24 protein-coding genes and 1 pseudogene are annotated in these 20,726 nt (G+C 43.8%); 1 reads left to right on the plus strand and 24 read right to left on the minus strand.

Annotated features, from left to right (window positions below):
• Positions 1-33: 33 nt before the first annotated feature.
• The 17 genes and pseudogenes from NQZ91_02045 to NQZ91_02125 form a co-directional block, all read right to left on the minus strand.
• Positions 34-297 (minus strand): type II toxin-antitoxin system RelE/ParE family toxin, encoded by a 264-nt coding sequence (locus NQZ91_02045; protein UUM58175.1) that lies wholly within the window; start codon positions 295-297, stop codon positions 34-36.
• The gene (locus NQZ91_02050; protein ID UUM58176.1) at positions 294-509 is read right to left on the minus strand and encodes a DUF6290 family protein; all 216 of its coding nucleotides are present in this window, start codon (positions 507-509) and stop codon (positions 294-296) included. Before NQZ91_02050 ends, NQZ91_02045 begins: the two co-directional genes overlap by 4 nt.
• 192 nt (positions 510-701) lie before the next feature.
• On the minus strand, positions 702-839 hold the full coding sequence (locus NQZ91_02055; GenBank protein ID UUM58177.1) for a hypothetical protein: 138 nt from the start codon (positions 837-839) through the stop codon (positions 702-704).
• A gap of 39 nt (positions 840-878) precedes the next feature.
• A pseudogene (locus NQZ91_02060) lies at positions 879-1,827 on the minus strand (IS30 family transposase).
• A gap of 205 nt (positions 1,828-2,032) precedes the next feature.
• Complete coding sequence (locus NQZ91_02065; protein ID UUM58178.1) at positions 2,033-3,055, minus strand: branched-chain amino acid aminotransferase; 1,023 nt, start codon at positions 3,053-3,055, stop codon at positions 2,033-2,035.
• Positions 3,056-3,282: 227 nt separating this feature from the next.
• Positions 3,283-4,011 (minus strand): tRNA (guanosine(37)-N1)-methyltransferase TrmD, encoded by a 729-nt coding sequence (gene trmD / locus NQZ91_02070; GenBank protein UUM58800.1) that lies wholly within the window; start codon positions 4,009-4,011, stop codon positions 3,283-3,285.
• Positions 4,001-4,519 (minus strand): ribosome maturation factor RimM, encoded by a 519-nt coding sequence (gene rimM / locus NQZ91_02075; protein ID UUM58179.1) that lies wholly within the window; start codon positions 4,517-4,519, stop codon positions 4,001-4,003. The genes trmD and rimM overlap by 11 nt, the downstream gene beginning before the upstream one ends.
• 222 nt (positions 4,520-4,741) lie before the next feature.
• Positions 4,742-4,984, minus strand: coding sequence for a hypothetical protein (locus NQZ91_02080; GenBank protein UUM58180.1), 243 nt, complete (start codon positions 4,982-4,984; stop codon positions 4,742-4,744).
• 76 nt (positions 4,985-5,060) lie between these two features.
• On the minus strand, positions 5,061-6,830 hold the full coding sequence (locus tag NQZ91_02085; protein ID UUM58181.1) for an ABC transporter ATP-binding protein/permease: 1,770 nt from the start codon (positions 6,828-6,830) through the stop codon (positions 5,061-5,063).
• 9 nt (positions 6,831-6,839) lie between these two features.
• Positions 6,840-8,579: an ABC transporter ATP-binding protein/permease gene (locus NQZ91_02090; GenBank protein UUM58182.1), complete on the minus strand. Its 1,740-nt coding sequence runs from the start codon at positions 8,577-8,579 to the stop codon at positions 6,840-6,842.
• Between the two features lie 59 nt (positions 8,580-8,638).
• The gene (locus tag NQZ91_02095; protein ID UUM58183.1) at positions 8,639-8,881 is read right to left on the minus strand and encodes a KH domain-containing protein; all 243 of its coding nucleotides are present in this window, start codon (positions 8,879-8,881) and stop codon (positions 8,639-8,641) included.
• 21 nt (positions 8,882-8,902) lie between these two features.
• Positions 8,903-9,175, minus strand: coding sequence for a 30S ribosomal protein S16 (gene rpsP, locus NQZ91_02100; protein UUM58184.1), 273 nt, complete (start codon positions 9,173-9,175; stop codon positions 8,903-8,905).
• A 136-nt stretch (positions 9,176-9,311) separates the two neighbouring features.
• On the minus strand, positions 9,312-9,608 hold the full coding sequence (locus tag NQZ91_02105; protein UUM58185.1) for a DUF4298 domain-containing protein: 297 nt from the start codon (positions 9,606-9,608) through the stop codon (positions 9,312-9,314).
• 11 nt (positions 9,609-9,619) lie between these two features.
• Positions 9,620-10,267, minus strand: a complete 648-nt coding sequence (gene pcp / locus NQZ91_02110) for a pyroglutamyl-peptidase I (protein ID UUM58186.1) — start codon at positions 10,265-10,267, stop codon at positions 9,620-9,622.
• 7 nt (positions 10,268-10,274) lie between these two features.
• Complete coding sequence (locus tag NQZ91_02115; GenBank protein ID UUM58187.1) at positions 10,275-11,030, minus strand: class I SAM-dependent methyltransferase; 756 nt, start codon at positions 11,028-11,030, stop codon at positions 10,275-10,277.
• Positions 11,031-11,178: 148 nt separating this feature from the next.
• Complete coding sequence (locus NQZ91_02120; GenBank protein UUM58188.1) at positions 11,179-12,174, minus strand: YhdH/YhfP family quinone oxidoreductase; 996 nt, start codon at positions 12,172-12,174, stop codon at positions 11,179-11,181.
• Between the two features lie 324 nt (positions 12,175-12,498).
• Entirely contained in the window at positions 12,499-12,837 is a 339-nt protein-coding gene (locus NQZ91_02125; protein UUM58189.1) for an ATP cone domain-containing protein, read from the minus strand.
• A 133-nt stretch (positions 12,838-12,970) separates the two neighbouring features.
• On the opposite strand from NQZ91_02125, the gene pepF reads away from it, so the two are divergent.
• Positions 12,971-14,761: an oligoendopeptidase F gene (gene pepF, locus NQZ91_02130; GenBank protein UUM58190.1), complete on the plus strand. Its 1,791-nt coding sequence runs from the start codon at positions 12,971-12,973 to the stop codon at positions 14,759-14,761.
• Between the two features lie 35 nt (positions 14,762-14,796).
• Here pepF and NQZ91_02135 read toward each other — a convergent pair whose 3' ends face one another.
• The 7 genes from NQZ91_02135 to glpK all read right to left on the minus strand — a co-directional run bounded on the left by NQZ91_02135 (position 14,797) and on the right by glpK (position 20,673).
• Positions 14,797-15,384 (minus strand): hypothetical protein, encoded by a 588-nt coding sequence (locus NQZ91_02135; protein UUM58191.1) that lies wholly within the window; start codon positions 15,382-15,384, stop codon positions 14,797-14,799.
• Between the two features lie 9 nt (positions 15,385-15,393).
• Positions 15,394-15,738, minus strand: coding sequence for a hypothetical protein (locus tag NQZ91_02140; GenBank protein ID UUM58192.1), 345 nt, complete (start codon positions 15,736-15,738; stop codon positions 15,394-15,396).
• 51 nt (positions 15,739-15,789) lie between these two features.
• Complete coding sequence (locus tag NQZ91_02145) at positions 15,790-16,344, minus strand: VOC family protein (protein ID UUM58193.1); 555 nt, start codon at positions 16,342-16,344, stop codon at positions 15,790-15,792.
• Between the two features lie 206 nt (positions 16,345-16,550).
• A complete protein-coding gene (locus NQZ91_02150) occupies positions 16,551-16,886 on the minus strand; it encodes a hypothetical protein (protein ID UUM58194.1) in 336 nt (111 codons plus the stop codon).
• Between the two features lie 12 nt (positions 16,887-16,898).
• Complete coding sequence (locus tag NQZ91_02155; protein UUM58195.1) at positions 16,899-17,252, minus strand: hypothetical protein; 354 nt, start codon at positions 17,250-17,252, stop codon at positions 16,899-16,901.
• 58 nt (positions 17,253-17,310) lie between these two features.
• Complete coding sequence (gene glpO / locus NQZ91_02160) at positions 17,311-19,140, minus strand: type 1 glycerol-3-phosphate oxidase (protein ID UUM58196.1); 1,830 nt, start codon at positions 19,138-19,140, stop codon at positions 17,311-17,313.
• A gap of 21 nt (positions 19,141-19,161) precedes the next feature.
• The gene (glpK, locus tag NQZ91_02165) at positions 19,162-20,673 is read right to left on the minus strand and encodes a glycerol kinase GlpK (GenBank protein UUM58197.1); all 1,512 of its coding nucleotides are present in this window, start codon (positions 20,671-20,673) and stop codon (positions 19,162-19,164) included.
• Positions 20,674-20,726 lie beyond the last annotated feature (53 nt).

A 20,726-nucleotide genomic window follows, 5' to 3' on the forward strand; every position in this document is an offset into this window, starting at 1 on the left:
TGAACTCAAGAAAAACATCCTTTGACTCGGATGCTAATAACTATCTCTGCGGTGACCGATGGCGAACACTTCAATGACAATTTCATCATCGTAAATATTTGCCAAAATCCGATAATTTCCTACACGATAACGCCATGCTCCTGATCGATTAGCTGTCAATCCCTTGCCATGCAGACGTGGGTTGTCGGTCTGGTATAGATTTTTCTTAATCCAGGTCAAAATGGTATTACGAGTATAGGCATCTAATTTTCTGAGTTGCTTATTTGCCTTTGGGGTCAAGCGTACCTTATAGCTCATATACCAAACTCCTCGAATAGATCTTCGATAGGAATACGCACCCCATCGTCTTCTGCCATAGCCTGACGAAGAACAGCCAAATCATATTCATCCTCGATACGTTCCAACATAGCCTGCCGCGCAAACTCTGAAATCGTCAGCCCATGCAACTGGATATAGTTCTTAATCAGTTTAGAATCCTCATCGTTAATCCGTAACGTCATAGTAGTCATCACCCGACCTCCTTTATAATACATTGTATTCAAAATAGGATAGAAAGTCAAGAAAAGCATGGCCCTGAGATATTTCATCTATAAAAAGAGTAACCATTCTTAGCTTGTGGGCCACCCAAAATCATTGAAATCTGTCTCCCATTGGTACCTACGCCGTGAAAGGCAATAATCTTAGCAGGGGCTTCTGGATTTCTAAACGTGTCCAAATGCAGGCGATCCCCCCTTATAGTCCCACCATTCTTCCGCTGGCTGATAGGTATCTGTAAACTGGTAATCTGCTGGTAACTTCTTCATGATTTCTTTCCAAGTTGTTTGCTTTTGGTGTGTCATATTATTTTCCTCTTTTTCGTTTTTATATTTCCTAATTTGTCAAATTAAGCTAGACTTTTTCAATAAACTCAGAAAAACTTGGTAGGGTGTTTGATAATTCAAAGGCTTTCTAGGAATCTTATTCCTCTTATCAGCTATAGCTGATAAAGATTACTGAGAAATATCGGTAAAGTCTATCTGTTTAGGCAATCTGCTTCGTCTTAGTAAGCCATTCGAGTGTTCATTGAGACCTCGTTGACTAGGACAACCTGGATCAGCAAAGAAAATGTCAATGTCATGTGCATTTGAAATAGACTTCCAATTGGAAAACTCTTTCCCACAATCAAAAGTAATCGACTTAAAGAGATGACTGGGAACTTGAGACAGCCATTGATTGATGGTAACCTCAATATCACTTGCTTTTCGTCCCTTAGTTTTCAGTGTAATGATGGCTTTTGAGAGGCGTTCTACTAAGGTAATGACCGCACTTTTGTGTTTCTCGCCAATCATGGTATTTCCTTCTAGGTGTCCGAACTCTGTATGAAAATCAGGATAGAGTTCAGCCTTTCACGTAAATCTCTGCGAAAGGCTTGTTTTTCTCTTTTTTCGCTATGACCATTTGGTTTTCGTTTTCCTTTCCAAGGGAGGTCTTCCTCCTTGAAAACACCACGGTCTGCTAGCCAATAGAGAGTTCTCATAGAACAAGAAATCCTATCTGGATAAGTTCCTTTAATGACATCAAGGCTCCAGCTTCGATCTAAATGAGTTTGAATAAAGTCTTTTTCTGCTTGCGACAGACTTATTTTCCTCCGACCGCAGCGCTTCTTATTGGCTTTATAGTGTTCGTAATAGTCATAGGCAGAATGTCCGTCTTTGAGAAAGTTGATAACATGATAGACGGTCTGCTTTGATCTTCCAAGAGCCTTCATAATATCTGTAACTTTTGTACCTTCTTGGTAATAAGCTTCTATCATTACGAGTTCATTTGTGGTTCATGGGTATAGGTCATTTATGTTAGTTCCTTTCAGACAAATGTGGTAGTTTATCTGAGCCTAATATAGATGGCTTTTTCTGTCTTGCTTAATTTTACAAATTGAGATACCATAAATATTCAAAATGCAAAGAGTATCTTGCTTTAAAAAAAAGCATTTTGGTGCCTAAAAAATAAAATACCCTACCTCTGCACATAAACATGCAAAAATAGAGTATTATTTTTATTCCACTTCAACAATCCAGCCTGCAGGTGCTTCAACGTCACCGAATTGGATTCCTGTTAATTCTTCATAGAGCTTACGAGTAACAGGTCCTACCTCAGTCTCACTGTAGAAGACATGGAATTTATCGCCATGCTGCACTCCGCCGATTGGAGAGATAACGGCTGCTGTTCCGCAGGCTCCTGCTTCGACAAACTGGTCTAATTCTTCGACAAGGACTTCACGCTCCGCAGCCTTCATACCCAGACGATGCTCTGCCAAGTACAAAAGAGAATACTTGGTAATAGAGGGCAAAATTGACGGTGAAATTGGCGTAACAAACTCGTTGTCAGCTGTAATCCCAAAAAAGTTTGCTGAGCCGACTTCTTCAATCTTGGTGTGGGTAGCTGGGTCCAGATAAATCACATCTGAGAAGCCCTGCTTTTTAGCATATTGGCCCGGCAAGAGCGATGCTGCGTAGTTTCCACCGACCTTGGCTGCTCCAGTTCCGTTAGGTGCTGCACGGTCATACTTATCTTGGATGAGGAAGTTGGTCGGAGCCAAACCGCCTTTGAAATAGTTACCAACTGGCATGGCAAAAACGGTGAAAATGTACTCCTCAGCAGGTTTTACGCCAATGATGTCACCGACACCAATGAGGAGCGGGCGAAGATAGAGGGTGCCACCAGTTCCATAGGGAGGAACGTAGTCTGCGTTGGCTTTGACCACTTCTTTGCAAGCCTTGATGAAGAGCTCCGTCGGAACAGGCTCCATGAGCAAGCGGTCTGCTGTTCGTTGCAGGCGCTCAGCGTTTTGGTCAGGACGGAAGAGCTGGAGCTTTCCTTCCTTGGTGCGATAAGCTTTTAGCCCTTCAAAAGCTTGTTGGCCGTAATGGAGGGCTGGAGAACTTTCTGAAATGTGCAAATTTGCATCATCTGTCAACTCTCCCTCGCTCCATTGGCCATCTTTAAAATGCGCAATAAAACGGTAGGGTAATTTCATATAGGAAAAGCCTAGATTTTCCCAATCAAGATTTACAGTCATAGTGTTCACTCCTTGTTAGAAGCTGGATTTACAACTCAGCGCCTTTAACGAAGGTTGATTTTCTGCCACTCAGCCTTCGTTTTCTTGAGACACGGTCAAAATTCCAGCAAAATTACTGGATACAGCTCCTTATTTTTTACTATTCTACTACTTTTGATGATGAATTTCAAGAAAAATTCAGAAAATTTTGTCAATCTAATAAAAAAGAAAAGGAACAAGGATTGTCCCTAGTCTTCTGGTGATACTTCTGCTTTGATTTTCTGGAAAATTTCTTCCTCTTCTGCCGTCATGTCATATTTCTCTAGCAAGTCAGGACGACGCTCATAAGTCTTGCGTAGGCTTTGCTCCAAGCGCCATTTCCGGATATTTTCATGGTGACCACTCATAAGCACATCTGGGACGACCATGCCACGGTATTCATAAGGGCGCGTGTACTGGGGATATTCCAACAAACCAGACGAAAAACTGTCATCAGTGTGGCTAGCTTCCTTGCCAATCACCTCTGGAATCAAGCGCACCGTCGCATCAATCATGGTCATGGCAGCCAACTCCCCACCAGTCAATACATAATCACCAAGAGAAATCTCGTCTGTCACCAAGGCCTTAATCCGCTCATCGTAGCCCTCATAGTGACCACAGATGAAAATCAACTGCTCCTCCTGAGCCAATTCCTCAGCGTAGGCTTGATTAAAAGTCCGACCGGCTGGATCCAGCAAAATCACGCGCGGATTGGTTTGGGAAATGGCATCCATGGTGTCAAAAATCGGTTGAGCCCGCAAGAGCATACCTTGACCTCCACCGTAGGGCTCATCATCCACGTGACGCGATTTCTCGGCTTTCTCACGGAAATTATGATAATTGATTTCAAGCAACCCCTTGTCCCGCGCCTTGCCGACAATAGAATGTTCCAGTGGTGCAAACATTTCTGGAAAGAGAGTCAAAATATCAATCTTCATCATCCAGCCCCTCGAGCAATTCTACATCGACGCGATTGTTTTCAATGTCAATATTGAGAACAACCGGCGGAATATACGGCAAAAGCAAATCTTTCTTGCCTTTTCGTTTGACCACCCAAACATCATTGGCACCCGGCTGAAGGATTTCCTTGATTTGTCCGATGAACTGGTCATTTTCATAGACATCCAGCCCGATGATTTCATGGTAGTAAAACTCGCCTTCGTCCAAGTCTGTCAGATTTTCCTCCGCAATCTTGAGGCTAAAGCCCTTGTATTTCTCAATGTCGTTGATATGATAGAGCCCTTTGAACTTGATAATATCGAAGTTCTTGGCCTTGCGGTGGGAGGCAATTCCCACTTCCATGACAAACTGATCCTTGTCATCAAAAAGCGCCAAGACTGAGCCTTTTTTAAAACGTTCCTCAGCGAAGTCCGTCACAGACAGGACACGCATTTCTCCTTGTAAGCCTTGGGTATTGACAATTTTTCCTACGTTAAAATAATTCATGTGTTCTCCGTTTGTTTTTCTATTCATCTATTTTAACATGGGAGCAGAGATTTCTCAAGGGATTGAAAAAGCCGGCTAGCGCCGACTTATCTTGGGAGAATCTCCTCGATATCTTTCTTGGTTCTGACCGTTTTTTCATAGGGCGATTCCAGATAGGTTGCTCCTTTGGATTTGTAGAGGTAGGCGTTTTTACCGCTGGGCAAAAATTCCAAAAAGTAGAACTTATCTACCTGCGTGGGCTTCCTGCTTGCTAGGATTATCAAAGAAATAGGGGCGAATATATGTCGCATCTGAATGAAGACGCGCAGCGTCCTTTCCTTCTAGAACAGCAATTTGCTGAAAGTCTGCGTTTCGGATAACAATTCTGTCCGCCTCCGGAAGGTCGATGCTTGTCTTTCGAAAGCCTAGATAGACAGCCAGGATGATGAGCAATAGGATTGTTAAAACCAGTTGAGATTTATTCATGTACTCATACTCCCTGTTATTTCTAGTATTAGCATAACAAATCTAGCCAATTTCGGAAAATATCACTGTAAAAACCTTACTGACTGCTGCTAAACTGGCTTTGATAGAGATTATAGTAGAATCCTTCCTGGGCTAGCAGACTTTCATGATTGCCCTGTTCAATGATTTGGCCGTCTTTGAGGACCAGAATCTTATCCGCCTCTTGAATGGTTGACAGACGATGGGCGATGACAAAGCTGGTTCTGCCCTGCATGAGCCGTTTCATAGCCTTCTGAATCAGCAATTCCAAGCGGGTATCAACGGATGAGGTCGCCTCATCAAGAATGAGAATGGAGGGATCAGCTAGCAATGCACGCGCAATGGTCAATAGCTGTTTTTGCCCCTGCGAAATATTGCTGGATTCCTGGTTCATCTCCATATTGTAACCGCCAGGTAGGGTACGGATAAAGTGGTCCACATTGGCAATCTTGGCTGCCTCAACAATTTCCTCATCAGTGGCATCCAGCCGACCAAAACGAAGGTTTTCCTTGATAGTTCCTTCATAAAGCCATGCATCCTGCAGAACCATACCAAATTGACTACGGTAGGACTGGCGTGATAATTGACGAATATCGTGACCGTCTACCTTAATGGCTCCAGATGTTACATCGTAAAATCGCATCAGCAGGTTAATGAGTGTAGTTTTTCCGGCACCCGTTGGTCCAACGATGGCTACCATTTCACCTGGCTTGACTTCCAGATTGAAATTGCGAATGAGAGGCTTATCCTCAGAATAGCCAAATTCAACATTTTCAAAGCTGACTTGGCCGGTCAGATTGTCTGTCAAGGCTTGCTCATTGGCGTTGACCTCATCCACCTCATCTAGGACTGAAAAAATGCGCTCCAGGGAAGATTTAGCAGACTGCAACTGGGGAGCTAGCTGGGTAAGGGTTTGCACCGGCTGAGAAATTTGGAAGACGTATTGGACGAAGGCCTGCAAATTACCAACTGTCAGACGCCCCGCCAAAACCTGGAGACCAGCCAAGAGGGCAATGATAACATAGGTCAGGTTTGACAAGCCCTGAACCACCGGCATCATCATGCCAGAGGTAAAGCTAGCCTTGAAACCAACCTCCTGCAGGTCCGTCGTAATTTGGCGAAATTCAAGTTTAGACTGCTCTTCCCGTCCGTAGAGTTTCAAAACATGGAAACCGGTCAGATTTTCCTGGATAAAGCCATTGAGGCGACCCAGGATAGCGGCCTGTTCCTTGAAATAAGGCTGGGAGCGCTTGATGATATAGCTAGAACTAAAGTAAGTCAGGGGTACCAAGAGCAGAACGACCAAGGCCAGGGAAACATTGAGGTAGAAGGTCATGCCGATCGCAAAGGTCAAAATCAAGGCCGCATTGACAATTTGCAGGAAACTCTGCTGTAGGGCATTGGAAACTGTCTCAACGTCATTGGTAAAGCGGCCCAGGAGGTCACCATACTGCTCCTTGTCAAAATAGGAAACCGGGATTCGATTGATTTTTTGGCTCAAGTCCTGGCGCATATCACGGACAGCATGTTGAACACCCTTGGTCATGAAATAGTTAGAAAAATAAGCTCCAACTTCGTACATGAGGGCACGGAAGGCGTAAATTGCTAGAAGGGTTGCGACATAAGGCACGTTGATACCGGCTCCTTCAACACCCTTGGCCATATCCAATAAGTTTGCTGTCAGCTCGGTGATAACCATACCCAGCACCAGGGGCTCTAAGGTATTCATAATGGCACTGAGAATCTTCATAAGGATGGCAATAAAGATAGAGCTTTTGTAGGTCCGCAAATAGGTCCAAACACGCTTAAAAACATTTGTATTCTTCATATCACCCTCCTATTCTTCTTCTGTCAAGGACTGACGATTGAGTTGAGAATTGGCAATTTCACGGTAGAATTCATTGCTTTCCATTAACTCATCGTGCTTACCACGACCGACAATTTCCCCTTCGTTGAGGACAATAATCTGGTCTGCATCCATAATGGTTCCCACACGCTGGGCAACGATAAGGACAGTCGCATTTTCCGTCACTTCCTTGAGGCGCTTGCGTAAAATCGCATCTGTCCGATAGTCTAAGGCAGAGAAGGAATCATCAAAGATATAGATTTCTGGTTCCTTGACAATGGCACGCGCGATAGACAGTCGCTGTTTTTGCCCGCCAGACAGATTGCTACCGCCTTCTGCCAAATGGGTCTCAAACCGTTCTTCCTTGCTTTCGATAAAATCCTTGGCCTGAGCCACATCAGCCGCCGCATCCAGCTCCGTCATGCTGGCATCCAGCTTTCCATACTTGAGGTTTTCGGCGATTGTTCCGGTAAATAGCAGAGCTTTCTGCGGAATAAAGCCAATCTTGCTGCGGAGGGTTTTCAGATTGTAGCGTCTGACATCCACACCATCTACCAAGATCCGGCCCAGGGTCACATCGAAAAATCGCGGAATGAGCTGGACCAGAGTAGACTTACCAGAACCCGTTGAGCCAATAAAGGCAATGGTCTGACCAGGTTCTGCCTTAAAGGAGATATTGTGGAGAACAGGCGACTCGGTCTCACCTGGATAGGCAAAGGTCACATTGTCAAATTCCAGGTAACCGCGGGTTTCTGTCTCTATAATCCCGTCTTCATTTTTAGAAATTGAAATCGGCATGTCCAGAACTTCCTGAATCCGCTTGGCTGAAACTGCCGTCCGGGGATACATGGTAAAGAGATTGGCAAAGAGCAAGAAGGAGAAAAGGGCATGAAAACCATACTCAATAAAGGCAACCAGGTCACCGATTTGCAAGCTACCTTCTCTGAGCGGAGCAAGGGCAAACCAGACAATGGCCACAATCATGGCAATAATGATTTGTACAAATAGTGGCTCCGTCAAACCTGTCAAGATGAAGAGTTTCTTAGAAATGCCGGTGTAATCCTCATTGACCTGCTCAAATCGTTCTTCTTGAAATTCTTCGCGCGCAAAAGCCCGGATGACCCGCAACCCCATGAGATTTTCACGGACGTACTGGTTAATCGTGTCCAACTTTTGCTGCTGCATTTCAGACAAAGGACGGGTCTTGATGGCCACATAATAGACGACCCAGACCAAGAAAGGCATAGCCACTGCTACTGTCCAAGCCAGTCCAGGACTGGTCACCAGGGTCATGATGACCGAGGCAATCATCATCATAGGCGTGATAACACCCAGTCGCAGAACCTGCTCCGCAAACTGCATGAGGACAAAGGCATCATTGGTAATCCGTGTTACAAGAGAAGAAACACCAATCTGCTCGTATTCATGATGGGAATAATCTTGGATTTTTTCATACAAATCATTGCGGATATCCTTGACAATATTGGTCGTCAACTGTCCAGCAGCATAGGCCAAAAGGACACGACCGACAATGCCCAACACAACGATTATCAACATCATCCAAGCCCAAAAATAGACTTGGGCAGGATTATTTTGCGTGAGCCCCTGGTCAATCATCCGAGCCAAGAAGGTTGGCAAACCAAGGTTGACCGCTACGAACAAAATTCCGGCAAACAGGTCTAATATCAACCATTTTGGATAGTGTTTCAGATAGTTCCAAATAAGTTTCATAATTCCCTTTCTAGTTTTTTATCTTGAAGTAAGTAAAAAGCCACCAAATGGTGACCTTCTTATTCTTTCTCGTCAATCACTAAACGAACTTTTTTACCACTTGTTGGGACAGAATAGACAATCGTACGAATTGCAGAAATCGTGCGTCCTTTTCTACCGATAACACGGCCAATATCCGATTGATCCAAATCCAAATGATATTCCAAAAATTCAGGTGTATCAACGATTTTAATCGTCAAGCTGTCAGGCTGTGAAATCAAGGGTTTCACAATCGCAATAATGAGATTTTCAATCATGTCCATAAGTAGTCTCGCTTACTGTTCTTATTTAGAGAATTTTGATTCGTGGAATTTCTTCATAACGCCAGCGTTAGAAAGAAGGGCACGAACAGTGTCAGATGGTTGTGCACCTTTTGCCAACCACTCAAGTACACGCTCTTCTTTAAGAGTTACTGAGTTTTCAGCCAAAAGTGGATTGTAAGTACCAACTGTTTCGATGAAACGACCATCGCGTGGAGCGCGTGAGTCTGCAACGTTAATACGGTAGAAAGGTTTCTTTTTAGAACCCATACGAGTCAAACGGATTTTTACTGCCATTTTTTATCTTCTCTTTTCTTATATGTTTTTTGGTTGGTGAAATAGCAGAGCTATTTAGCACATGTTCTATTATAACACACTTTCATCTAGTGTCAAGAAAAAAACTTGACACTTTTTAAAAATTTTATTGCCATTTTTATTGCTCCAGCAGATCTGCTAGTTCTCTCAGTTGACTTGCTAAATTCGAGCGGTCAAAAAGCAAATTATAGACTCCATCTTCACTCAATACACCGCAAGGAATACCATCAAAATAACCATTATTGGATAAATCAAGATCTTCCATATAGGTCTGGCTCTGATAATAATCTAGCAACCGTAAATAACTTGATTGTGCCTGATTGAGCTGGGTAACACTATCAGCAAGGGACTTGTTCATCTCCAGATGCATATTAAATATTTTTTCCATCTCTACGACACGTTTCCTAGCTTCCATACAATCCCCCATCAATGTGTTGCACCTCCAACGTTCTTCACATCCTCTTTGTCTTTATATGCAACTATTGCTCCAATGGCTGCTTCAACTCCTCTAACAATATCGGCTAGAGACATAGAGGCAAAGCCTGGTTTGTCAAGAACCTGTTCCGGTAGAAACGGAATATGAAGAAAACCAGCCTTAGTCTTTGGAAATTGTTTATCAGCTAAGTAAAGAGCTTGGTACATGAGATGGTTGCAGACAAAGGTCCCTGCGGTATTAGAAACAGAGGCTGGAAGACCTGCTGCACGAATGGCTTCAACCATTGCTTTGATGGGTAAGGTTGAAAAATAAGCAGGTTGCCCATCTTCACGAATCATAGTGTCAATTGGTTGTTGTCCCAAATTATCTGGAATGCGTGCATCGTCTTGATTAATGGCAACACGCTCAGGTGTTAATTCCGTCCTTCCACCAGCCTGTCCAATACATAGCACAATATCTGGTGCATACTTAGCCATGGCTTCTTCAAGAACACTTGCAGCTTGATAAAAAACAGTTGGAATCTCCTCAAGAAGAATCTCTGCGCCTGCAATCTGCTTTGGTAATGATTTAATGACCTCCAGTGCTGGATTGATAGACTCACCTCCAAATGGGTCAAAACCAGTTACTAATATTTTCATTCTGTTCTCACTCCTTCAAACGAATTTCTCCATAATGAAATTTTTGATTAGGGCGAATATGGCGCGTGAAACCAAATCGCTCAAAGACCGCATCACGAAAATGAGCTTTCAAGATAATCTTTTCCTTGGCCACCCGCTTGGCCTGAGCCAACAATTCCCCTGACAAGGGGGCAGCATTTGCTAGCCCTGCTAATCCGGACAAATTCTGTGATTCCTTAATCTCCTTAGAAAACATAGGGTCAAAATAAATCACATCAACCGACTTATCTGCCTGATTTTTCAAATAGGGCAAACTGTCTGTCCAAATGGCCTCAATGGACCGCATGGCCTGGTTGATATTTTCCTTGCCACTGTCGAAGGTTTGCAGACCACGGCTCACTAAAAAATGCGTCAACTGCGAACTCTCCAATGCCCTTACCTGGTGTCCTCTGCTTGCCATGATAATACTGTCTGAAGCCAGACCCATGGTACAATCTAAAATAGTCTTTGGCTTGTCTCCAATCAATTCTAGGAGAGGGTCACGTCCAGCTTTGATACGAAGCATAGCAGTATCTAGGTGAAAAAAGAGGGATTGCCCACCCACTTGTTCCAAAACCAGCCGGTCTTTGTAAACTACCAAAACCCGGTCCATATCCGTAAAAAAACGGCTCAAGGCTTGCTTATTACGCGGCAGATAAATAGCAGGTAGTTCTTTGGCAATGGACTCTGCAAGAGAGACTAGCTGACTATCCATCCTCAAACTCGTTGTCACAATCAGATTCATACTTATCATTATACCAAAGAAACGACTAAAGTAATCCCTAGCCGTTTCATACTATTCAAAATTATCTTATCGTTTGTAGGTGCTTTGGTGTGCAACAGACTTCCGCCACTGATAGATTTTATTGTTCATCAAATCTCAACAGTCCAGTTTATCCAATTTTAACAATGGTTCTACCCAAATGCCGCCCTTCTTTCAAAAGAGTCATGGTCTGAGGCAGTTCTTCCAAGCTGATTTCATCATAGGCCAGCTGATCTACAATCTTCCATTCCTTGGCGAATTTTTCCCAGACTGCTGTCCGTTTTTCATGGCTAATTTGGACAGAATCAATTCCCAAAGCCTGTACGCCACGGAGAATAAATGGCAGAACATTGGTCATCATCTTGACACCTCCGGCATTTCCACAAAGCGAAACAGCACCGTCATAGTCAATCTGTGGAATCAGATGAGCGACCACATCACCACCTACTGTGTCCAGCACATAATTGTAAATCCCTTTGAGCAGGAGTGGATTCTCCTTGATAAAGACTTGCTCTGGCTTGATAATCTTGCTAGCACCCAGCCGGCAAACTAGCTCATCCTGATTGTCCTTTCGGGTTAGAGCGCTAATGTGCTCATAGCCCTGAGATTTGAGAATGGCAAGCCCAACCGATCCTACGCCACCACTAGCGCCTGTCACGAGAATCTGTGGTTGCTTGTCCACTGTCATCCCAGCCTTCTCAAGCGCCAGGACAGACAAACCAGCTGTGAGTCCCGCCGTTCCAAGGATCATGGCATCTTTCATTGTCAACCCTTCTGGCAATGGCACAACCCAATCTTTGGGAACGCGGGCATATTCAGAGAATCCGCCTGTATGGGACATGCCCATTTCATAGCCGGTCACCAGCACTTCCTGACCAAGAGTAAATTCATCTGTCTCCGAAGAAACGACAGTACCAGCCAAGTCTATACCTGGAATCATGGGATAATTCCGGATGACACCGGAATTTTTCTGCACAGCCAGCATGTCCTTGTAGTTGACCGAACTGTAGGCAACTTTGATAAGGACTTGACCTTCATGCAAATCATCCACTGTAATGGTTTTTGGAGCAAATACAATCTCGTCGCCTACTTGCTCAACAACCATAGCCTTAAATTCTCTATTCATTTGATAACCTCCGATTTTGATATAGGATAGAGTCAGCTTCCCAACCTCTCTACCTTACCTCCTCTCCGTTTTCTATCTGTTATTATAATAAAACATTTCAGAGAATTCGTCCAGCTAAAACCGATTTAAAAATAAAATTTTAGTCTGGATTTTCAAAAAAGATAAGAGGAAATAAAAAATCCCTAAGGCACGAACTTAGGGAATGACTAGTTATAAAATCCAGATTATCAAAAAGGATGGATTTCATTTATTCTAGCATATTATGTCATAAATTACCAATAGTTTTTAGTTACATGAACCTATAGCTATAAACTATAACTACTTTTAACGTACTTGCTCAAATCGCAAATGAACGACAATCTTATCCGCGTAGCCATTGCGTTCCAAATCACGCTGCAGGCGATAAGAAATATAATGCTCTGCGATTGAGATATAGCCGGCATCCAGCAAACGGTGCTCCACCTGGGATTGTACCATGCTGATGGTTGGGCGTTCTGTATGAGCCTCTTCCAAGTCAAGTACGACCTTCTTGGTCACCTGGGCAAGGTTTTTCCGCCAGGTATCATCAATCACATAAACTGTCTGCGCAGCCTTTAAAATGGCTTGATAAATCTTTTCTGGGTCAAATTCAACAATCTCTCCACTACGTTTAATGACTTGCATATTAAGCTCCTTTCTGGTTTTCAGTAAACCCTTTCATACTAATAATTATCTATGTTTTTCACGGTTTTGTCAAGTTATAATTTTCATTCTATGATATAATATACTTAAAATTCTGAAAATAAAGGAGAATTCTATGTCACAAGCAATGCCAAAACGCCATGAAATTGACGTGCAACTCACCTGGGATACCAACCTGATTTTCCCAGACAACCAGGCCTATAAGGATGCCCTTGCTAGCTACAAGGAACAAGTTGAGAAATTTGAGAAAACCTATAAAGGTCAATTGATCGAAAAAGCAAGTATTGTCGCTGCACTGAAAGAATACGAAGACCTGTCTATCCTCCTCAGCAAGCTGGACCACTATGCCTTCTTGCCACTTGAAGTCGACAAGATGAATACAGAATTGGCCAGCCTTGCCAATGAATACGAATTAGTGCGTGCCTTTGCCATTCCAAAATTGTCCTTCCTGGACACCGAACTGGGCTTACTTGACGAGGCAGTCTTGAACAACTTGATTGCTGAACAGCCACAATGGAAGGCGTTTTTCGAGGCAATTATTCGCCAAAAACCTCACCAACTCCACCCTCTTCAAGAAGAACTCTTGGCCAATTTTGCACCAACCTTTGGCCAACCCTACAACAACTACGGGGTTACCAAGTTTGAGGATATGACCTTTGAAAACTTTGAGGCAAATGGTCAAACACTTGGTAACAGCTATGTTCTCTTTGAAAATGATTATGAACTCAGTCATGATACCGAAATCCGTCGTAATTCCGCGGCTGGTTTCTACTCAACCCTGAAAAAATATAAGAATACAACTGCAGCAACTTATTTGTCTCACATCAAGAATGAGCAAATCGAAGCTCGCTTGCGTGGCTTTGACAATACCATTGACTACCTTCTCCACCGCCAAAATGTTTCCCGCGACCTCTTCGACCGTCAGATTGACGTCATCATGAAAGAATTGGCACCGCACATGCGTCGATATGTCAAGCTGGTTGCCAAGGCTCATGGCTTGGAGAAAATTACCCACGCCGACCTGAAAATCAGCCTACCGTCCGAATTTAACCAGCGCATTACGCCAGAAGAGTCTAAACAATTCTTGATTGACTGTTTGGGCATCCTTGGCGACGATTATGTCAAGATGATTGAACGTTCCTTCGATGAGCGCTGGATTGACTTTGCGCAAAATGAGGGCAAGGCGACTGGTGGTTTCTGTGCGACTCTCTATGACGGACCGTCTTATATCCTGCTTTCTTGGACTGGTCTCATGAATGAAGTCCTAGTATTAGCTCACGAACTGGGGCATGCAGGGCATTTCCAATTGGCTAAGAAACAAAGCATTCTCAGCTATGACCCATCGCTCTATTTTATCGAGGCACCATCAACTGCCAACGAAGTTTTGACTTGTAATACTCTCTTGAAAAACAACCAAGACCCTGGTTTCCAGGCTTACCTGATTAGCGAGTTGATCAGCCGTACTTACTTCCACAATATGGTGACTCACTTGCTTGAAGCAGCCTTCCAGCGTGAAGTCTATACTCGTTTGGACAATGAAGAATACCTCAACGGTGATATTCTCTGCCAAATCAAGTTGGATGTCATCAAGGAATTCTGGGGTGAAGACTTTGAAATCGGTGATGATGCAGGTCTTATCTGGATGCGTCAACCACACTACTACATTGGTTTGTATCCATATACCTACTCAGCTGGTTTGACCATCGGTACTGCTATGGCTAAACAACTAGAAGAAAATCCTGAAGAAGTTGTTGACAAATGGTTGGAAACCTTGTCACTTGGCGCTAGCCTTTCTGCCCAAGACCTTGCTAAACACGCAGGTGTTGACGTTTCGACTGACCAACCACTTAAAGAAACTATTGCTTATGTTGGTTCCTTGGTCGACAAGTTGGAATCATTGGTCTAATAGCAAAAAAGACTTGAACACAAGAGTTCAGGTCTTTATTTTGTCTGATACCAGTTGATGATGCGGTCAATTTCATCAATCGTTAAAAAGTGGCCCTTGTCAAAAATGGCTAATTGAAGTTTGGGAAAGGCAGTTTCCTGCCAATTTTGGTAGAGTTCTTGAACTGCGACTGGGGCAACCAACTGGTCCTGCAAGCCAACTGTCACAAGAATGTCCGCTCGGCTATTTTCCAAAGGCACTGAAAAATCAAGAGCTGATGGATGGAGCAAAAGATAGCAGTCAGCCAAATCAGCCCGCTTGGTCAGGAGCCCTGCTATAAAATTAGCCCCGTTTGAAAAGCCGACAAAGATAATTTGCTGGTAATCTGCTACTGCAATTTGTGGCCACTGGTCTATAAAATCGGTCAAACGTTGCTCAAAATCAAGCAAATCCAGCTGCCCGTCAACCAGCGGAGCAAAAAAGCGACGGGATTTCCCCCGACCAACATTACCCCGAAAAGATAGTACAGCTGCTTCAGGATTCAATTTTTCCCTCAGAAAGAGCATGGACTGCTCATCGCCACCTGTTCCGTGAAAAAAGACCAGGAGACAGGGCGCAGTTCCCTCCACAAAATGATAGTTCATGACTGTCTCCTAATAACGATTTCTCAGAACTTCTTCAATCTCAGCCCGGTCTTCCTCAAAGAAGCTTGGCAAGAAGAGTTCAACATCATCGAGTTTATCATGTTGCTCAGCTTTCTTGGCCTCGTGCTGACCTTCCATTGTTGCCACTTCAAACATAAGGTAGTTCGGCGCGCGGAAATAGAGGGAGTGCATAAAGTCTCGATTAATAATGCCTGAGTGCGGACGGTTGAGCAGGTCAAGTGTATGAACCATATCCTCTAAATCTAATGTATCCAAGACACCAAAGGCTACGTGGTGAATGGCACCAACCCCAATGACGGAGATTTTTGAAACCTGATCAACGATAACCTGCACGCGATGCTGGAAATCATTGTCGAATTTGAGCGAAATGACCTGCTGTCCCTGTTAATCAAAACGGCTTTCCTCTTCAAAACCAAATCTCTCTGTCAGCATGTCCAGCAGGGCTTTCTCCTCCCGCACCCGCATCTGAATCCCAGCAATTCCTAAAATCGCAACCGATTCAGGAATCTCGGCAGTCTCCATTGGATACATAGGACCAATAGTATCATGATAGGTCAAGGCCAAAGCTTGCCCATCCTCATCTTGGAAATTGAGGATATGTCTGTCTCCCATCGCTTCTACTCCACCATGTTCGACCTCAAAATCCGTCAAACGTTGTGCCCAGAACTCCAGAGCTGCCTTATCCTTAACTAGAAAAATCGTTCTTTCTAGGCGATTGGTTCCCTTGCGTTCCATCTGGAAGTTTGGCATGTCAAAAATCGTGAATTCTGTACCGAAACGGCCATCTTCATCCCCGAAAAAGAGGTGATACATGGACGAATCATCCTGATTCACTGTTTTCAGGGTCAACTTCAAGCCAAGAATATGGTGATAAAAATGATAAGCCTGGTGGATGTTGCCCACCAAAGTCGAAATGTGATGAATACCTGTATTGTTCATGTAAACTACCTCGTTTCTGATTTGGTATTATTTTATCAATAATTAGTGATATTGTAAAATATTTTGCTCACATTCTTGAAAGATCATATTGTCACGACAAGCATCATTCACTTTGAAAAGACTCTACACTTGAGCCTAGGACTTACTGGGGTTCATTCACTATCATAAAAAGTCGGGACATTTCATCCCGACTTGAAACTTTGCTTTTAAAGGATAAATGATAGGATTAGACCGCCTAAAATTCCTCCGACAAGGGCTGCTAGGAGATTGGTTTTGGCTTTGCCAGCCTTACCACCACGCGCAACTGATGCGACAAATACACCGATACCCGCAGCAAGTCCCATATCAACCCAGGCAGAACCCGATTGGGTGATTAGTCCCACACCGTGGTTAATGGTCCAGGCCGTCCCGACAATCATTGCCGCAGCGATCCAACCACCAATCGGACCAAATTTTTCAACCATCTGTCCCCAGGCCATCCGAATGATGAAGGGGAAGAGAAACGCACCAACTAAAGTAGCAATTGCTTGTTGAACTGTCATGTGATACCCTCCTTAATCTTTTTCCATATCTTCTTCAATCTTGGCTGCAACCAGTCCAGCGATGGTTGCGCCGATGACAACCAAGACGATGGTCGGAAGCGATTCAACCACAGTACCAAATCCATTAATAAAGGCATCACGGAAAATACCACACAGACCGATTCCCAGCCCCATATCGACAAAAGCTGAGTCATCATCGTGTTTGATTAGCCCCAGATAATGGTTCATAAACCACATTGGACCGATGATAATAAAGGCAGCAAAGTAGCCTCCAATAATGCCGTAGGCATCCGCAAATGCCCCCCAGACACTCATAACAATCATACCGGCAATCATATAGCCGATGGTAGAACGTAAAAATTTCATAAAGCCTCCTTGGGTTCTTTTCTATTGTTCAGCTTGGTAAGCCTTTTCATAAATTGTATTACACCTTCTTCAGATAGGTCAAATCGTTTTTATTTAGAGTTTCCATAAGCAGAGCTTCTTGACCAGCAGCCTCTTCTTCTGACCAATTGTAATAAGCCGCCATTTCCTTGATGATTTCAGGTGCTACAGCATCCAATTGTTCTCGCATGAAGAGCATGTAGTTGGTACGACGGAGAAGATAATCCACTACTGTCAAGGTCATTTCTTCCTTCATGGCATAATGTAGAGATAGCAAATCACGTTTGTTCAATCCAGACACAGCCTCTACTTTATGGTTCAAGGCAAATACTTTTGGTGCGTTTGAACCGTACAAGTTAGCAAGGTAGAGGGCATCCTCGTAATCCAAACCTTTTTTCACCCCTAATTGAGCCAAGTGTTCAATTTCTTCTGCTACGTTTGCAGGGTTCAATTCTCCACCAGAAACAGGATAGGTCTTAGAATTGATGAGTTTAAAGCTACGCCCATGTTCTTCTTTGAGGATGTCTGCTACTTTTTCCAATGCACCTTCTGCCATCTTACGGAAGTCTGTGATTTTACCACCGGCAAGTGTGAGCAAACCATTCTCATCACGGTCAAGGGCAGAACCACGCGATACTGCAGACGGATCCAAGTGTTTTTCAGAAACGCTACCTTCCAGATGGGTCAAATCGTGTTCCACATCATCACGGGTCTTTTCATTGTTCAAGTAAGCTTTGACTGTTTCAATTAAGCTGTTGAAACTATCGTCGCTGAGTTTTCCATTGTTACCACCGTTGTAGTCAGAAGCACCATTTCCTGACAAGAGGGGACGAAGACCTGCCCAGCCACTTTCAATATCATCCAAGGTCAAGTTTGCTTCTGGGAAGCGATTATTGACAATATCCAATAGATAATCGACATCTTCTTGGGTTACCATTGGATTCGCCAAATCACCAGTATAGTCCGTATCTGTCGTACCAAAATAGGTTTTGTTTTCACGCGGAAGGACAAAGACCATACGGCCGTCAGCGTGTCCAGTGTCAAAGTAGGTTGGTTGTGGAACAGACAAGCGAGAGCTATCTACAACAAGGTGCACCCCCTTAGTTGGACGCATCTGGAGAACACCTGAACCTTCTCCTCCAAGATTACGCACTTCGTCACTCCAAGGTCCTGTTGTATTGATGACCAAACGAGCACGGATTTCAAAGGTGTTGTCTGTCAGCAAATCACGAGCGACGATTCCGACTACTTTTCCAGCCTCATCCTTGATGAATTTCTCCGCTTTGACACGGCTGGCAATCAAGGCACCGTCTTTTGCTGCACGTTTGATGTTTTCAATTACCAGACGGGCATCGTTGTTACGGAAGTCCAGATAAACTCCACCACCAAGCAAGCCTTCTTTTTTCAAATGCGGTGCACGTTCCAGCACTTCTTCTCTTGTTAACACCTTATTGGCAAGGTCTGTATTGTTAACACCAGCCAAGAGATCATAGAGATCCATGGCCACTTTCAAGCGGAAGAGGCTAAAGGTAGAGCCTTCTTCATCGTAAACCGGAAGCAACATTGGGTCTGGTTTGGGAATGTGAGGTGCAATATTTTGCACTACTGCACGTTCTGAAACTGTATCGGATACTACTTCTACATCAAACTGTTTGAGGTAACGAAGCCCACCGTGAACCAACTTGGTTGAACGACTTGAAGTTCCCTCAGCAAAGTCCTGCATTTCAATCAAGCCAGTTTCCATACCACTAGCAGCGGCTTGGAGGGCAACACCCGCCCCCGTAATACCACCACCAATAATCAAGAGATCCAACTGTCTATCTTGCATTTTTTCAATCGCTAAGCGACGTGTTTCTTTTGAAAATTCCATGTTTTCACACTTTCTAACTTTTTACTCTTCGTCCAATTGTGCAAATAATTGCGTTGCAGCAACAGCTTTTTTCCAACCCTTGTAGAGCTGTTCTTTACGGGCTTCATTCATAGCTGGCTGGAAGGATTGTCCAACTGCGTTCAATTCTTTCAATTCATCCAAATCTTTCCAGAAACCAACTGCAAGACCTGCTAGGAAGGCTGCGCCAAGTGCAGTTGTTTCCAAGTTTTTAGCACGGGCAATCTCGATACCGAGAATATCTGCCTGGAACTGCATGAGTAGGCTATTCATAGCAGCCCCACCGTCTACTTTCAAGACAGAAATATCAATCCCTGTATCCAATTGCATGGTATCAATAACATCACGAACTTGATAGGCAATAGATTGGAGAGTAGCTTTCACAAAATCTTCCTTGCTTGTACCACGAGTTAAGCCAAAGACAGATCCACGTGCATCTGAATTCCAATATGGAGCTCCAAGTCCCGTAAAGGCTGGTACTACATAGACCTCATCGTTGCTAGTAGACTTACGAGCAAGTTCTTCAGACTCAGGCGATGTTTCCACCATTCGCATACTATCACGCAGCCATTGAACTGCAGAGCCAGCGATAAAGATTGAACCTTCTAGTGCATAGTAAACTTTTCCGTTAATGCCATAACCGATAGTGGTCAGGAGGCTATTCTCAGATAGCTGCATTTCCTCACCTGTGTTCATGACGATGAAGGAACCTGTTCCATAGGTGTTTTTCACCATACCTGGCTCAAATGCCAATTGTCCAAATAGGGCTGCTTGTTGGTCACCTGCCATACCAGAAATAGGAACTTCTGCTCCGTAGAAGTGGAATGGTGCTGTTGTTCCGTAGATTTCTGAATTGGAACGAACTTCTGGCAACATAGCTTTTGGAATATTGAGGAGTTCAAGGATTTCATCATCCCACTTGAGTTCCTTGATATTGTAAAGCATGGTGCGGGCAGCGTTTGAGTAATCCGTTACATGGCACTTACCATTGGTCAATTTCCAAACCAACCAAGTATCAATAGTTCCAAAGAGAATCTCACCTTTTTCAGCACGTTCTTGTGCACCTGGAACTTGGTCCAAAATCCACCGAACTTTTGTTGCTGAGAAATAGGCATCTACTACAAGACCAGTCTTTTTATGAATCAAATCAGCGTGTCCATCCGCCTTTAACTGATCAGCAATATGTGATGTTTGACGGGATTGCCAGACAATGGCATTGTAGATTGGAAGTCCTGTTTCTTTGTCCCAAACAACTGTCGTTTCACGTTGGTTAGTGATACCAATCCCTTCGATCTGGTCTGGACGAACACCACTTTCAATAAAGGAACCTGCAATAACAGACTGTACAGAATTCCAAATCTCATTGGCATTGTGCTCTACCCAACCTGGTTTAGGGAAGATTTGTGTGAATTCTTTTTGGTAGCTACCAACTTTTTCACCTTTTTTATTAAAGATGATGGCGCGTGAGCTTGTTGTACCTTGGTCGATGGCCATAATGTATTTTTCAGTTGACATTTCCTGTCCTCCTTGTAGATTTATTATTACTTTTGAAAGCGTTTCCGACTTCC

The sequence above is a fragment of the Streptococcus suis genome (assembly GCA_024583055.1).
In the GTDB taxonomy this organism is placed as follows: Bacteria; Bacillota; Bacilli; order Lactobacillales; family Streptococcaceae; genus Streptococcus; species Streptococcus suis_V.